Genomic DNA, 15,396 nt, shown 5'->3' on the forward strand with positions numbered 1-15,396 from the left:
CACTTGTGGATAAGCGGGGGATATTTCTATTTCACGGATTTCACGGACAGGTATTACCCATGAATCAGAGTCTGCTGGTAACAAAACGAGATGGCAGCCAGGAACGCATTAACCTGGATAAAATTCATCGTGTTCTGGACTGGGCTGCGGAAGGTCTGCATAACGTCTCCATCTCCCAGGTAGAGCTGCGTTCTCACATTCAGTTCTACGACGGCATCAAAACCTCCGATATTCATGAAACCATCATCAAGGCGGCGGCGGATCTTATCTCCCGCGACGCGCCGGACTATCAATACCTGGCCGCGCGCCTGGCGATTTTCCACCTGCGCAAAAAAGCCTACGGTCAGTTCGAGCCGCCGAAACTGTACGACCATGTCGTGAAGATGGTGGAGCTGGGTAAATATGACCACCACCTGCTGCAGGATTACAGCGAAGAAGAGTTTGCGCAGATGGACGGTTTTATCGACCACTGGCGCGATATGAACTTCTCCTACGCCGCCGTGAAGCAGCTTGAAGGGAAATACCTGGTCCAGAACCGCGTTACCGGTGAGATCTACGAAAGCGCGCAGTTCCTCTACATTCTCGTGGCGGCGTGCCTGTTCTCTAACTACCCGCGCGAAACCCGTCTGGATTACGTGAAGCGTTTCTACGATGCGGTCTCCACGTTTAAAATTTCGCTGCCGACGCCTATCATGTCCGGCGTGCGCACCCCGACCCGTCAGTTCAGCTCCTGCGTACTGATCGAGTGTGGCGACAGCCTGGATTCCATCAACGCCACCTCCAGCGCCATCGTGAAATACGTTTCCCAGCGCGCCGGTATCGGCATCAACGCGGGCCGCATCCGTGCGCTCGGCAGCCCGATCCGCGGCGGCGAAGCGTTCCACACCGGTTGCATTCCGTTCTACAAACATTTCCAGACGGCCGTGAAATCCTGCTCGCAGGGCGGCGTTCGCGGCGGCGCGGCCACCCTCTTCTACCCGATGTGGCATCTGGAAGTCGAAAGCCTGCTGGTGCTGAAAAACAACCGCGGTACCGAAGCGAACCGCGTGCGTCACATGGACTACGGCGTACAGATCAACAAGCTGATGTACCAGCGCCTGCTGAAAGGTGAAGACATCACGCTGTTCAGCCCGTCCGACGTGCCGGGCCTGTATGACGCGTTCTTCGCCGATCAGGACGAGTTCGAACGCCTGTACACCCGTTATGAACAGGACGAGAGCATCCGCAAACAGCGCATTAAAGCGTCTGAGCTGTTCTCGCTGATGATGCAGGAGCGCGCCTCTACCGGCCGTATCTACATCCAGAACGTGGATCACTGCAACACCCACAGCCCGTTCGATCCGGTTGTCGCGCCGGTGCGTCAGTCTAACCTGTGCCTGGAAATCGCGCTGCCGACCAAACCGCTGGATGATGTGAACGACGAAAACGGCGAAATCGCGCTCTGCACCCTGTCTGCTTTCAACCTGGGCGCTATTGAGAGCCTGGACGAGCTGGAAGAGCTTTCTACGCTGGCAGTTCGTGCGCTGGACGCCCTGCTGGATTACCAGGATTACCCGATTCCGGCGGCTAAACGCGGCGCGATGGGCCGTCGTACTCTCGGCATCGGCGTGATTAACTTCGCTTACTATCTCGCGAAGCACGGCGTGCGTTACTCCGACGGCAGCGCCAACAATCTGACGCACAAAACGTTCGAAGCGATTCAGTACTACCTGCTGAAAGCCTCTAACGAACTGGCGAAAGAGCAAGGCGCGTGCCCGTGGTTCAATGAAACCACCTACAGCAAAGGCATTCTGCCAATCGACACTTACAAGAAAGACCTGGACGCGATCGCCAGCGAGCCGCTGCATTACGACTGGGAAAGCCTGCGCGAATCGATCAAGACGCACGGCCTGCGTAACTCCACGCTGTCCGCGCTGATGCCGTCCGAGACCTCTTCGCAGATCTCCAACGCCACCAACGGCATTGAGCCGCCGCGCGGCCACATCAGCATCAAGGCGTCGAAAGACGGTATCCTGCGTCAGGTGGTGCCGGACTACGAACAGCTCAAAGATCAGTACGAACTGCTGTGGGAAATGCCGGGCAACGACGGCTATCTGCAGCTGGTGGGCATCATGCAGAAATTCATCGACCAGTCGATTTCTGCCAACACCAACTACGATCCGACACGCTTCCCGTCAGGCAAAGTGCCGATGCAGCAGTTGCTGAAAGACCTGCTCACCGCTTATAAGCTCGGTGTGAAGACGCTGTATTATCAGAACACCCGCGATGGCGCGGAAGATGCCCAGGACGACCTGGCGCCATCCATTCAGGATGACGGCTGCGAAAGCGGCGCATGTAAAATCTAACACGCAGGGCGGGGAAACCCGCCCTCTTGTTGTTAAGGCTGTAGGGTAGGTAAGCAAAGCGCACCCACCATTTACAGCCGAACCCTTAACAGCCGAACCGTTGGCCGTAGGGCGGGTACGCGAAGCGCACCCACCGTCAACAGCCGATATTGTTTGCAGACAGGATCTACGTCATGGCCTACACCACATTTTCACAGACGAAAAACGACCAGCTTCTTGAACCCATGTTTTTTGGCCAACCGGTCAACGTGGCGCGTTACGATCAGCAAAAATATGAAATTTTCGAAAAGCTTATCGAAAAGCAGCTGTCATTCTTCTGGCGTCCTGAAGAAGTGGACGTTTCCCGCGACCGCATCGATTTCCAGGCGCTGCCGGAGCATGAAAAACACATTTTCATCAGCAACCTGAAATACCAGACGCTGCTTGATTCCATCCAGGGCCGCAGCCCGAACGTGGCGCTGCTGCCGCTGATCTCCATCCCGGAGCTGGAAACCTGGGTCGAAACCTGGGCGTTTTCCGAGACGATCCACTCGCGCTCTTACACCCACATCATCCGCAATATCGTCAACGATCCGGCGGTGGTGTTTGACGACATCGTCACCAACGAGCAGATCTTAAAGCGCGCCGAAGGCATCTCGCACTACTACGACGATCTGATCGAGATGACCAGCTACTGGCACCTGCTGGGCGAAGGCACTCACAGCGTCAACGGCAAAACCGTGACCGTGAACCTGCACGAGCTTAAGAAAAAGCTCTACCTGTGCCTGATGAGCGTCAACGCGCTGGAAGCGATTCGCTTCTACGTCAGCTTCGCCTGCTCTTTCGCCTTCGCCGAGCGCGAACTGATGGAAGGCAACGCGAAAATCATCCGCCTGATTGCCCGCGACGAAGCGCTGCACCTGACCGGCACCCAGCACATGCTGAACCTGATGCGCAGCGGCGAAGACGATCCGGAAATGGCCGCGATTGCTGAAGAGTGCAAACAGGAGTGCTATGACCTGTTCGTGCTGGCGGCGCAGCAGGAGAAAGAGTGGGCGGAATATCTGTTCCAGGGCGGCTCCATGATCGGCCTGAACAAAGATATTCTGTGCCAGTACGTTGAGTACATCACCAACATCCGTATGCAGGCTGTTGGTCTGGATCTGCCGTTCAAAACCCGCTCCAACCCGATTCCGTGGATTAACACCTGGCTGGTGTCTGATAACGTGCAGGTAGCGCCGCAGGAAGTGGAAGTGAGCTCTTATCTGGTCGGCCAGATCGATTCTGAAATCGACCATGACGATCTGAGCAGCTTCCAGCTCTGATATGGGTCGTATTACGCTTCGCGTGACGGGCACCGAGCTGTCGTGCCCGGACGAGCACCCTTCCCTGCTGGCGGCGCTGGAGTCACACGCGGTGACGGTAGAGTATCAGTGCCGCGAAGGCTACTGCGGCTCGTGCCGCTGCAAACTGGTCGCAGGCCAGGTGCAGTGGCTGACCAAACCGCTGGCGTTTATTCAGGAAGGCGAGATTTTGCCCTGCTGCTGTAAACCGCAGGGCGATATTGAGATTGAGATGTAACAACGCCGTATTGTCGGGTGGCGCGACGCTTACCCGGCCTGGCAAACCATACTACCAGGCCGGATCAGGCGAAACCGCCACCCGGCAATATCAGCGATTATCTTTCAAAAAACTCACCGCTTTATCCGGGAAATCGGTAAACAGCCCGTCCACTTCCGCCTTGTTATACAGCACGTCATAAAGCTGATTCACGTCCGTGGCATACACCGGCAACTGGTCGGCGCGCACCGTATACGGGTGCACCTGCAAATGGCTGGCGTGCGCTTCTTTCGCCATATCGGTCAGCGTCACGTGGTCTTTGGTCGAGCCTTCTGCCACCAGCATATGGTAATCCGGCCCGATGCCATCGGCGTACTGCGCAATCTGCTTCATGGCACCCGGTTTAAACATCCAGTCATAGCGATAGTTTACCCATTTGCCATCGGCCTGTTTCTCCTGGGTTTCGTTCCAGTCGGTGTAAGCGATAAGCTGCACCAGCTTCAGATCCATTCCGAGTTTCGGCTCCAGCTCATTTTTAATGCGCTTAAGCTCGTTGGCATCGAAACATTGCAGATAGACCTTATCCTGCTTCGTGGTGTAGCCATATTTTTTCAGGGTTTCCAGCACCTTAAGGGCGATGTCTTTCCCCTCCTGATGATGGAACCACGGCGCTTTGATCTCCGGGTAAATACCGATGTTTTTACCGGTGGAGTGATTCAGCCCCTGCACAAACTCGATCTCTTCTTCAAAGGTATGCACCCGGAAATCGGATTTGCCCATCGGGAAGCGGCCGGGGAATGTCTGCACCTTTTTGCCATTTTCCAGCTCGAAGCCTTCGCTGAATTTCAGCGATTTGATCTCCGCGAGCGTGAAATCGATCGCGTAGTAACGACCATCTTTACGCGCGCGGTCCGGGAAGCGCTCCGCCACGTCGGTGACGCGATCCAGGTAGTGGTCATGCAGCACCACCAGCTGGTCATCTTTGGTCATCACCAGATCCTGCTCAAGGTAATCCGCGTCCTGCGCATAGGCCATCGCTTTGGCAGGCAGCGTGTGCTCCGGCAGGTAGCCACTGGCACCGCGATGCGCGATCACCAGTTTATCCGCCGCCAGCGCGCTTGCCGACATTACGCCAATCGCCAGCGCCGCCAGCGTCATTTTCAGTTTCATCGGTGCTCCTTATCCGCGTTTCGCAAGCGTTGCATGGTGGTGTTTATGCTCACCGACCATCACGATAATCAGCAGTAATACCGCCAGAATGCTGCCGCCAATCATCACCATAAAGCCGCCATCCCAGCCGAAGAAATCGACGGTGTAACCGACGATAGCGCTCGCCGCCACCGAGCCGCCGAGGTAGCCGAACAGGCCGGTGAAGCCCGCCGCGGTGCCCGCCGCTTTTTTCGGTGCCAGTTCCAGCGCATGCAGACCAATCAGCATCACCGGGCCGTAAATCAGGAAGCCGATGACAATCATGCACGTCATATCAATGTTTGGGTTGCCCGGCGGGTTAAGCCAGTAAACGATAGTGGCAATAGTCACCAGCGTCATAAAGAACACACCCGTCGCACCGCGGTTGCCGCGGAAAACCTTGTCCGACATCCAGCCGCAAATCAGCGTGCCGGGGATGCCTGCGTATTCATAGAAGAAATATGCCCACGAAGATTTATCCAGCGCGAAATGCTTCACCTCTTTTAAATAGGTCGGCGACCAGTCGAGGATGCCGTAGCGCAGCAGATAAACGAAGACGTTCGCGATGGCGATGTACCACAGCAGCTTATTCGGCAGCACGTATTGCATGAAGATCTGCTTCGCGGTCAGCTCTTCTTCGTGCTTCTCGTTATAGTCGTCCGGGTAATCGTTTTTGTACGCTTCGATGGGCGGCAGACCGCAGGACTGCGGCGTATCGCGCATAAGGGCGAAGGCGATAATCGCCACCAGAATCGCCGCGAACGCAGGCATATACAGCGCGGCGTGCCAGTCGTTGAACCATGCCATGCCGAGCAGGAACAGCAGCGGCGGAATACCGCCGCCCACGTTATGGGCGCAGTTCCACACGGAGACAATCCGGCCGCGCTCCTTCTGCGACCACCAGTGCACCATCGTGCGTCCGCACGGCGGCCACCCCATGCCCTGGAACCAGCCGCACAGGAACAGCAGCACAAACATCACCATAATGCTCGACGTCGCCCAGGGAACGAAGCCCATAAACAGCATCACCGCCGCCGCGAGGATCAGGCCCGCGGGCAGAAAGACGCGCGGATTCGAGCGGTCAGAAACCGAACCCATGATGAACTTCGAGAATCCATAAGCGATGGAAATGCCCGAAAGCGCAAAACCGAGATCGCCGCGCGAGAAGCCCTGCTCCACCAGATACGGCATCGCGAGGGCAAAGTTTTTACGCACCAGATAGTAAGCGGCATAGCCGAAGAAAATCCCCATAAAAATCTGCCAGCGCAGGCGACGATAGAGCGGATCTATCTCGCCGTCAGGCAGCCTTGCGCGATGCGGGGCGGGTTTAAAAATACTTAACATCTCTGTCTCCTGCTGATGAGGTTTATATCTATTCGTTTTACTTATGTTTCCTTTGCGAGCGTGATAGTAGGCAAAATGGATTATTTATGCTGTGAAACGTCGCACAAAATGTTACAGAAATATGACATTCGAAAACAAAAGCGCAAATTTTTGTCATGTATTTTCGAATGGTGCGCGTTTGCTTTCGATTAAGCGCATAAAAGAGAAGGAAAATGCGCGGCGTGAGCGCCAGTACGCTAAATGGAAAACAGAGAGGGGAATAGAGCGCAGAGCAGCGCGTCCGGATGTTAAGCAGATAACGGACGCCCGGCTCTGCACAGGCGCCCCGTTGCAGTGTCAGACCGTGTGTGTTTCGACTACCTGCACCCAGCCCTGGCTTGCCGTCACGCCCTGGCCGTTCAGCCAGCGGCGCACCAGCGTCAGCGCCATCATGGCGCAAATTTCCTGGCGGATACGCAGCGCGTAGCGGCTGGCGTTAAAGCGCAGGCGCACGGCGTGCGTGCCCTGCGGCGTGGTGAGCGCGATGTTAATCTCGTCGTCTTCAAAGCTCGCGATGCTCAGCGCCAGGTCGGCGAGATGACGGCTGCGACGATCCACGTTCCAGTGGGCGGTCTGCGCCAGCGTCTCCACCTGGGCGGGCAGCACTTCGCTTGCCAGCAGCGGCGCGTCGGCACCCGAGAGTTGCAGCGCCAGCAGGCCCGCGGTGAACTGTTCGCTTAACGTAATGCTGAGCTGCTGCTCGCGCAGGCAGCGGGCGATCTGGGCGGGCAGCGTTTCGGTGCCTTCAAAAATCAGGCTGTCGCCCGCCACTTCACGCACTTTTGGCCAGATGGCTTCCATCTCCGCACGCCGCGACGCAGGCCCGGTGAGTTTGAGTTCAATGACTGGCGTGGAGGAGCGATAGCCCATCACGACATCCGGCGGCAGCGGCAGCGTATCGAGCGCGGCGGCAAGGTCGCTTTCAGAGCGGCCAAAGGTGGTGAGACGCAGACAGAGCGGGGGTTCGGGGAGCGTAAAGCGCTCGCGCAGGCGCGGCAGGATCTCATGCTCCACCATGCGCTTAAATTCAGACGGCACGCCCGGCGTGAAGAAAATCAGACAACGATTGAGCTTCATCGCAAACCCGCAGGCGGTGCCGACCGGGTTGTCGATCATTTCGCTGCCCGCCGGCAGCAGCGCCTGTTTGCGGTTGCTGGCGGCCATTACGCGCCCGCGCGCTTCGAAAAAGCGCTCCATCTGCGCGAGCCAGCCTTCGTGCAGCACCAGCTCCACACCCGCCGCGCGGGCCGCCGCTTCAGCGCTGAGATCGTCGCTGGTCGGCCCCAGGCCGCCGTTGACGATTAAAATATCGGCGTGCTGGCTGCGCTCGGTCAGCGCGGATACCAGCGATTCCAGACTGTCGCCCACGGTGTTGCGGCGGGTCAGCGGCAGTCCCTGATTAAAAAACAGATCGGCAAGCCAGGCGGCGTTGGTATCGACAATCTGACCGTGCAACACCTCATCGCCGGTCGAGAGCATTTCTGTCTGTAGCATTATTTTCTCCGCAAGAAGGGAACGCTTTACTATAGCGCGCAGAGAAAAGAAGAAGGAGAAAAACAGGCGCAGCGGAACACCGCGCCCGGAAAATCAGAAGCCTGCGCTGACGCCCAGGTACGGGCCATCGGCCACTTTGCTGTCGCGATCGCCGTCTTTACCGGTCAGGTTAATGTAGCGGTAACCGGCTTCGACGCTAATCGGGCGGAAGATCGAGAAACGCGCGCCCGCGCTGGCTTCCTGGTAATCGTTCACGCCGCTGGAAAGCGAATCCGGCGAGTAGTAGTAGTCACCAAACAGTGAAAGATGCTGGCCGAGATCCCAGCGCACGCCGCCGCCGACCGCCGCCGCGTAGCCTTCACTGCCTTCTTTCGGGCTCAGGTAAACAGCCTTCACGCCCGGCGTCACCATAAACGGCCCGAGCGGCATATTGAAGCCCAGTCCCGCGCCCACGATATCGCCGTGATCGTCATTGTGCGCCCAGTTGCCGGTCAGTTGCAGACCGCTGCTTTCAGTGCCGAGGCCCACGCCCATATTGGTGTAATGCTCACCCACGGAGCCGTTGACGCTGATGGCGCTCGCCTGGGTGGCAGCCAGCAGCAGGCCGGCCATTGCTAAACGAAGTGTGTTTTTCATTCCATGTGTCTCAAAAAAAGAAAAAGTGCCCTGCAAAACGCAACGCGGCATTGTACCCGTATCGGGGCGGCAATCAACGTGGGGCGGGCGCGGCAGGCCTGCGGCACCTGAAAAAGGAGAAAACACCTATGCAGAAAAGCATTAAACGCCGCTTTGACCTGGCGGAGGGTGAATCGGCAGACGCACGCGTACCAGCAGACCACCGAGCTGCTCACCTTTTAAGAGTTCGGCGCGGGTGCGGTGCCAGCGGGCGATATCGTTAACCAGCGCCAGTCCCAGCCCGGCACCGGGGTGCGTGCTGGCGTTCTCGAGACGGCGAAACGGCGTCAGCGCCTGGTCGCGCTGCGTAGCATCAATGCCGGGGCCGCTGTCTTCCACCTCAAGGCGCGCCTCCCCTGCCTCAACGCAGACGCGCACCGTCACGACGCCGCCCGCGGGCGTATATTTCAGCGCGTTATCCAGCAAATTGGCGCACAGCTCCGCCAGCAGCAGCGGTTCAGCGGCGACCCACACCGGCCCCTCTTCGCCTTCATAACCAAGATCGACGGGCTTGCTGCGCGCCTGCGGCAGCCGTGAAAAACAGCTTTCCCGCGCCGCTGCCACCAGATCCACCACATCGAGCGCGCGCGTCTCGCCGGGCTCGGCGCGCCGAAGCGTCGCGAGCTGTAATAACCGCTCGGTCAGATCGATAGTCTGATCGAGCGTCGTGCTCATCGCCTGAAGGCTTTCGCGCCACTGCGCCGGATCGGGGCTCGCCAGCGCCACAGCCGCCTGGGTTTTCAGCACGGCCAGCGGCGTTTTTAACTGATGCGAGGCGTCGGCGCTGAAGCGCTCCTGGCGGGCGATGAGCGTGCGCAGGCGGCTCATATAACGGTTGAAGGCGATAATCAACAGGCGCGTTTCCGACCACGGCAGCAGATCGGGCAGCGGCGTCAGTTCGCCGGGCGCGCGTCTGACCATCAGGCGCGACAGCTTGCGCATCGGTTTCAGCACGCGGCGCAGCAGCAGCCCGGCGAGCACCAGCGTTAACAGCACCAGCCCGCCCTGCGAGAGCGCAGACGAGATGAGCAACTGCCGCGCCAGCAGATGACGCGACTGCAACGTCTCGGCGACATAAATCTCCGCCATGCCGTTAATGCCATCTTCATTGACCGGCTGCAACAGCCGCGCCACGCGCAACCGCTGGCCCTGATAGGTCGCGTGATAAAACCACGCCAGCGCCGGGTAAAGCTCGGTACGCGCCACGCCGCCCGGCATCGCGGGCAGATCGTCATAGCCGGAGATAACCCGCCCGCGCGTATCTTTCACTTTGTAGTAGAGGCGGTCATTCATGTTGCGCTCGACGCTATCGAGCACCACCCAGGGCACGTCCGCCTGTAATTCGCCGTGATGCACGTTGAGGCGCTCAGCCACAATACGTGCCGAGGCCAGCAGCGTACGATCGTAGGCCTGAGTTGCGGCGTTCAGCGCGCTGACATAGCTGTTTAACGCGGAAAATGCCCACAGCAGCGAGAGCGGCAGGCCGAGAAACAGCAGCAGTTTTCCGAGGAGGGATTCAGGGCGCAACCAGCTCATCGCTGCACTCCAGTACATAGCCCAGCCCGCGCAGCGTGGTGATTTGAACGTTGCTCGCCAGCAGTTTTTTACGCAGCCGGTGAATATAGATCTCAATGCTTTCCGGGCTGACGTCGTCGCTTAAGCTGAACACCTGTTCGAAGAGTTGCTGACGCGTGACCGGACGGCGGCGGCGGTACATCAGCACCGTTAAGAGCGCATGTTCGCGCGGCGTGAGCGCAAGCGGCCTGCCCTGTAGCTCGAAATAGCCTTCGTCGTGAAAGGTCAGTTCGCCGAGCCGCTGGGCCTCCTGCACCTGCCCTTCACTGCGGCGCACCAGCGCGCGCAGCCGCGCCTCCAGCTCGCTCAGCTCAAACGGCTTTGGCAGATAATCATCAGCGCCCTCGTTAAGCCCTTTTACGCGGTCGGCCACCGCGCCGTGTGCAGTAAGCAACAACACCGGCACCGCCTGCCCGCGACGACGCAGACGGCTTAATACCTCAAGCCCGCTCATGCGCGGCATTTCAATATCCAGCACCGCCACGGCGTAGCGCTCGTTTTGCAGCAGGTGATCCGCCGCCAGCCCGTCGCCGACGCAGTCCACCGCAAAGCCGGTATTCGCCAACGCTTTCTCCAGCCAGTGAGCCAGCTCACGGTTATCTTCCGCCAGTAAGAGACGCATTTTCGTTGTAAGCCCATGTTTATATTGGAAGCTATTTTGGATACTTGGTTTTTATATCCGGTAACTTGTCCGGTTTAAGGAAAGTAACTCAATCCATCACATGGGAATAATGCTGGCTAGTTACATATTTGCAACATGTCAGGATTATTTGTGCGGCTAGCTTAACACAAACCGGTGCAAAGCCTTGCGTGTCTCACATCTGTCCCACCTACATCACCGGCGAATCGTCGAACTCTCCTCCCCGGGCATCATTAATGACATACGTCACCACACCATAAACCTGCTTTGTGTCGTCATCCTCAACAGGAAGCGGCCATGTGAAATTTGGGTGATCGATATCCTGCAGGCAGCGTCGTGATATTAACTTCAGGCGCCGAAGCACCAGCTCACCTTCATATGCACATACAACGATTGAGCCGTCGCACGGGGTAGCGCTCATATAGAGGACCAGCAGCGCATCCTTCATGATGCCGCAACGATAGATAGTCTCTGACGCTTTCATGTAGTACGTTGCGGCCGGTTTATGGATAAGCCGGTCATCAAGCGAAAGGCGGTTCTCAACGTAATCAGCAGCGGGGTTCGGGTATCCCATACTCACCTCCTATAGTTACTGTATGCGCATACAGTGTTATTAATCGGAGGTTTCGATCAATATGCGGATAGCAAAAAGCCCACCGAAGTGGGCTAGTGTCTTGCTATGTAAGGAGTTTTAATTTCTCGCTTCCTTACGGAAAAGTATGAGTTTCGATGTTGCGAGATTGACGAACATACCAGCAATACTTCCCGCTGCGACGCCTACTACTGGATGTTCTGATACCAACTTGTATGCTGAAACCAGCCAACTATAAAGCCCATAGTTAACAGCACCGCCACCCAGCATTAGCACGAGATACGACAAGAATTCTATACGTGGTTTCATATTAGAGCTCTTTCCTTTAAAGGTAATGCTCCTGTTGAATAGCCACGTAAACAAAACCGCAGAAAGAAAAGAGAAGCACCTGGCGATGTATGGACCCAGACTGTCTATCAGAAGATAAAGCACAGCTGTATCAACCAAAAAACCTAGCCCGCCACTTATGGCGAAGAAAAGCACTTCTCTTATGGCTTTCATCATTTATCTTTACTCATGAATGGAAGAGGTATCCCGAGATATACCAGTCTCTTCATTTCATGTCGCCCTCTGGTAACGTTATCCAGGATTAATCCGCAGACGAAAGAAAGCGCAGCGGCGATCATGATTGATGCTGCCAGCACAGCGGTTGGAAGGCGAGGAACAAGTCCAACTCTGAGAAATTCTATTAGCAGTGGGAATCCAAGAATGACTGATGTCATCGCCATTACCAGAGCGCAAATCCCGAAGAAAGCAAATGGTCGTTCAGTAATGTAGAGCCTTGCGATCATCTTCAGGATTCTGAACCCATCACGATACGTTGAAAGCTTACTTTCTGAGCCTTCAGGTCGAGCACCATATTCTGTCATTACCTCACCGTAAGGCATTCGAAGCTCAAGAGCATGCACTGTAAGTTCTGTTTCAATCTCAAATCCACGAGATATAGCCGGGAATGACTTAACATATCTCCGAGTGAACGCACGGTAACCCGAAAGCATATCAGTGAAGTTACCCCCGAAGATTTTAACAACACTGTTAGTGAGCATGTAGTTACCCCACTGATGCCCTCTTCTATAAGCCTCCCCTGCTATTTCATATTTGGTTTTTCTGCACCCAACTACCATATCAAGATGGTTATCCAAAAGATTATCTACTAAAGAGCGTACCGCGCCAGCTTCATACGTAGCATCGCCATCAACCATAACGTAGATATCTGCTTCCACATCAGCAAACATCCTTCTTACTACATTACCCTTACCTGGTAGTTTAACCGAGATAACTTTTGCACCTGCTGCTGCAGCTACTTGTGCTGTGCGATCACTTGAGTTGTTGTCAAATACATAGATATCAATCTCAGGCATTGCCTCGCGAAAACCATAAACCACAGCTTCTATTGCGGACTCTTCATTGTAACATGGGACAATTAAGGCCACATGTTGACCACGATAGTTCATAACAACCTCGTTATTCTTTCTTATTTTTGATATACAGTAAAACAAATGGCAAGCTTGCTGTTGTTGCTAAAATCGACCAATATGAGTATCTAAAATCTGATGCGACACCTACGAAGAAATACGCAAGAAGGTATAAGAAACTAGACACATTCAATGCCAGAAAAACATCTCTTGCAAAACAAGGCTTTGCAAATAAGCCATATAATGAAAAAAGAAATGATGTGAAAAGCCAGAAACCAGGCTTAAATATGAACGTATCCTTTAATAGATTGGTCGTCATTTCTAAGGTGCGGAACATGCCTGTTTTTTCATATTTAAAACCAAGCGTATTTTCAGCCGTACGATCACCTAATACTAAGTTTGGTGACCACATCAGATAATTAAAGTTTTCATATCGGTGTTTTAAATAAGCGCTAGGTTCTTGATAAATGGCGTTGATCCATTTTTCCATTAGTGAACCATCTGCCCATGCACCTGAATCTTGTACTTTTTTTAGAACGAAACTACATTCACCCCACGCGTAAACATCCCACGCACTTGAATTATAACAAGATGAAATAACCTTGAGTTTTTCTTCGTCATTCCATTTTTCAGCAAAATAGTCTTTATGGGAAAAATTAGATATCCCACCAAGATCAAAAATTATCAATGATTGATAAACACGAGATTTTGCGGCATTTAAAATACCGTAAGTAAATGAGGCGTTTAACAAAATGGTACATAATGGGAAAATTATTAGCACAACCAAAATTCTTTTCCAGCTTGACATCTTAAATTTATTAAAAAGAAGCCAAACCAATGGTAACAAACCAAAAATAGCATTAAACCTCATCATGCTTCCTATTAAAAGCATAATTGCGGCAAGAATTATTAATTTTTTATACCTTACCTTATCCCTTGCAATTATATTGCAAATAACCCCAACTGCGAATAACCAGAACACAGCATGAAGTACATCTTTCCAAATATGGCTGAGTGTACCAACCGTAAAAGGCATAAAGCCAAGAATTAATATTATCAGTGATATTTTTTTATGTTGCTCGGGGATAGAAAATGAAATAAGCAATAAAGCACCCCAATATAGAAAGCAGTCAAGCAATAACATACCAAAAGGCCCTGGCACCCAGTCATTGGTAATTGCCCAGATAAAGCTCATAATTGGTGGATGCCAATCACCAAAAACAAAGCTTGTTGCCTGTTGATATTGATCAATAGCATCACTTGTAACTATACCCGGATAAAATGCTCGCAAAGTAAGCACTATTCCTATAGCAGCCAAAGCTACTTGTGGAATCAATGGTTTGAAATCACGTTTTGATATTAACATTTACGCATCTATTCTTTTAAGCTATAATGAAATTTAGATTATTGATCTTCCCATGTTACATTTACACAAGCAAGACTTACTACAATTAAAGATTTATTATCAGTAACCCCCTGATTTCGGCAAGTACCCCCCTCAAAATACTGTACACAACACCAGTAAATAGCAATTATAATTCTTGAAAATTCTGTAAAAATAGATGAAGTCCACCAAGATTGGCTTAATATCTTAAAAATAAATTAACTATTTAACAATTTTATTACTTACCTTGTGCGCCACTTTCTTGTCCTTAAGGTTGCCTATTTCTTCTGCTTGTATAACTTCCACTCCATAGAGGACCACACAATGAGCATAAAAACATCAATAAAAAACCATAGATTAGGCCAGCGGCCAATGCCTGTAATAAGCGATATAGCTGCGATCATGGCACATAGACGAACGAGGAAATTAGGCACCAAAGCTCTCCTTTGTTTTGGTGCCCATGATAGCACTGCGGTAACGGCTTACGAACCTAAATCAATGGCGCTGTAGCTTAGGTTATAGGTAGCCCAACCAGTTCCCTGATTCATAGCTCCTACAAGGCCGCCGCTCTTAGCAAACACTCCCTCGTATAATCCACTACCTACAATCGAAATGGACACACCCTTGGTTGTTCCTGATGACTGGTAGAAATGCACTTTAAACGGGGCCGTCCCGCTCACTGCGGTAACAGTCCAGGAAGGTACGTTTCCGCCTGACATTTCACCGACCCTGATAGTGGTCCCGTTTCTCTGAATGGCAATACCTGTTTGCCCATCCTCCTTGTAGCAAAGGATCACGCCCGAAAGATCGGCCAACGCCTCGTTTACAGTAAGGCAGCCCACCAGGTTGTCGCCAGAGCTAAACCAGTCAGGCAAAGTTGCGAACTTTGTCGAGAATAGAGATCAAGACGGAGCGGCCTATTGATTACCTGTCAGGCTGTATGCTCTTTTACATTTCTCCGAGTTTTAAAGGCTGCCCATGCATTCCTGAGAAGTCTGTTAGCTGGCATCTCAACTAGCTTAAACGACAAGACGGAAACTGAATCGCCACGGGTTTAACAGACACCTCAGAGTCATTTAAGATGGCTTAAAGAGAGGTGCCCATGAGCGGTAAGCGTTATCCCGAAGAGTTTAAAACTGAAGCGGTCAAACAGGTTGTTGATCGCG

The 15,396-nt window shown here is 53.6% G+C and carries 13 protein-coding genes; 3 read left to right on the forward strand and 10 right to left on the reverse strand.

Going from position 1 to position 15,396, the window contains the following annotated elements; genetic code table 11:
* Positions 1 to 59 precede the first annotated feature (59 nt).
* The 3 genes from nrdA (at position 60) to yfaE (ending at position 3,905) form a co-directional block, all read left to right on the forward strand.
* A complete protein-coding gene (nrdA, locus tag G9X48_RS08865) occupies positions 60 to 2,345 on the forward strand; it encodes a class 1a ribonucleoside-diphosphate reductase subunit alpha (RefSeq protein WP_007869505.1) in 2,286 nt (761 codons plus the stop codon).
* A gap of 173 nt (positions 2,346 to 2,518) precedes the next feature.
* Positions 2,519 to 3,649 (forward strand): class Ia ribonucleoside-diphosphate reductase subunit beta, encoded by a 1,131-nt coding sequence (gene nrdB, locus G9X48_RS08870; RefSeq protein ID WP_004387472.1) that lies wholly within the window; start codon positions 2,519 to 2,521, stop codon positions 3,647 to 3,649.
* A 1-nt stretch (position 3,650) separates the two neighbouring features.
* Positions 3,651 to 3,905 carry a class I ribonucleotide reductase maintenance protein YfaE gene (yfaE, locus tag G9X48_RS08875; protein WP_004387471.1) on the forward strand — a complete coding sequence of 85 codons (255 nt, stop codon included), beginning with the start codon at positions 3,651 to 3,653 and terminating at the stop codon, positions 3,903 to 3,905.
* Positions 3,906 to 3,995: 90 nt separating this feature from the next.
* Here yfaE and glpQ read toward each other — a convergent pair whose 3' ends face one another.
* The 10 genes from glpQ to G9X48_RS08925 all read right to left on the reverse strand — a co-directional run bounded on the left by glpQ (position 3,996) and on the right by G9X48_RS08925 (position 14,212).
* On the reverse strand, positions 3,996 to 5,054 hold the full coding sequence (gene glpQ / locus G9X48_RS08880; protein ID WP_007869508.1) for a glycerophosphodiester phosphodiesterase: 1,059 nt from the start codon (positions 5,052 to 5,054) through the stop codon (positions 3,996 to 3,998).
* 9 nt (positions 5,055 to 5,063) lie between these two features.
* Positions 5,064 to 6,416, reverse strand: a complete 1,353-nt coding sequence (gene glpT, locus G9X48_RS08885) for a glycerol-3-phosphate transporter (RefSeq protein WP_012124177.1) — start codon at positions 6,414 to 6,416, stop codon at positions 5,064 to 5,066.
* A 336-nt stretch (positions 6,417 to 6,752) separates the two neighbouring features.
* Positions 6,753 to 7,949, reverse strand: a complete 1,197-nt coding sequence (locus tag G9X48_RS08890; protein WP_007869518.1) for a nicotinamide mononucleotide deamidase-related protein YfaY — start codon at positions 7,947 to 7,949, stop codon at positions 6,753 to 6,755.
* Positions 7,950 to 8,042: 93 nt separating this feature from the next.
* On the reverse strand, positions 8,043 to 8,585 hold the full coding sequence (locus G9X48_RS08895) for a YfaZ family outer membrane protein (protein ID WP_004388515.1): 543 nt from the start codon (positions 8,583 to 8,585) through the stop codon (positions 8,043 to 8,045).
* A 141-nt stretch (positions 8,586 to 8,726) separates the two neighbouring features.
* A complete protein-coding gene (locus G9X48_RS08900; protein ID WP_038879987.1) occupies positions 8,727 to 10,160 on the reverse strand; it encodes a sensor histidine kinase in 1,434 nt (477 codons plus the stop codon).
* A complete protein-coding gene (tctD, locus tag G9X48_RS08905; protein ID WP_004388278.1) occupies positions 10,141 to 10,821 on the reverse strand; it encodes a transcriptional regulator TctD in 681 nt (226 codons plus the stop codon). The genes G9X48_RS08900 and tctD overlap by 20 nt, the downstream gene beginning before the upstream one ends.
* 208 nt (positions 10,822 to 11,029) lie before the next feature.
* The gene (locus G9X48_RS08910) at positions 11,030 to 11,413 is read right to left on the reverse strand and encodes a S24 family peptidase (RefSeq protein ID WP_097578030.1); all 384 of its coding nucleotides are present in this window, start codon (positions 11,411 to 11,413) and stop codon (positions 11,030 to 11,032) included.
* Positions 11,414 to 11,530: 117 nt separating this feature from the next.
* A complete protein-coding gene (locus G9X48_RS08915; protein WP_097578029.1) occupies positions 11,531 to 11,935 on the reverse strand; it encodes a GtrA family protein in 405 nt (134 codons plus the stop codon).
* Positions 11,932 to 12,885, reverse strand: coding sequence for a glycosyltransferase (locus tag G9X48_RS08920; protein WP_097578028.1), 954 nt, complete (start codon positions 12,883 to 12,885; stop codon positions 11,932 to 11,934). Before G9X48_RS08920 ends, G9X48_RS08915 begins: the two co-directional genes overlap by 4 nt.
* Before the next feature lie 10 nt (positions 12,886 to 12,895).
* Complete coding sequence (locus G9X48_RS08925) at positions 12,896 to 14,212, reverse strand: hypothetical protein (protein ID WP_118929476.1); 1,317 nt, start codon at positions 14,210 to 14,212, stop codon at positions 12,896 to 12,898.
* Positions 14,213 to 15,396 lie beyond the last annotated feature (1,184 nt).

This window comes from Cronobacter sp. HA18006, assembly GCF_011605445.1.
GTDB lineage: Bacteria > Pseudomonadota > Gammaproteobacteria > Enterobacterales > Enterobacteriaceae > Cronobacter > Cronobacter sakazakii.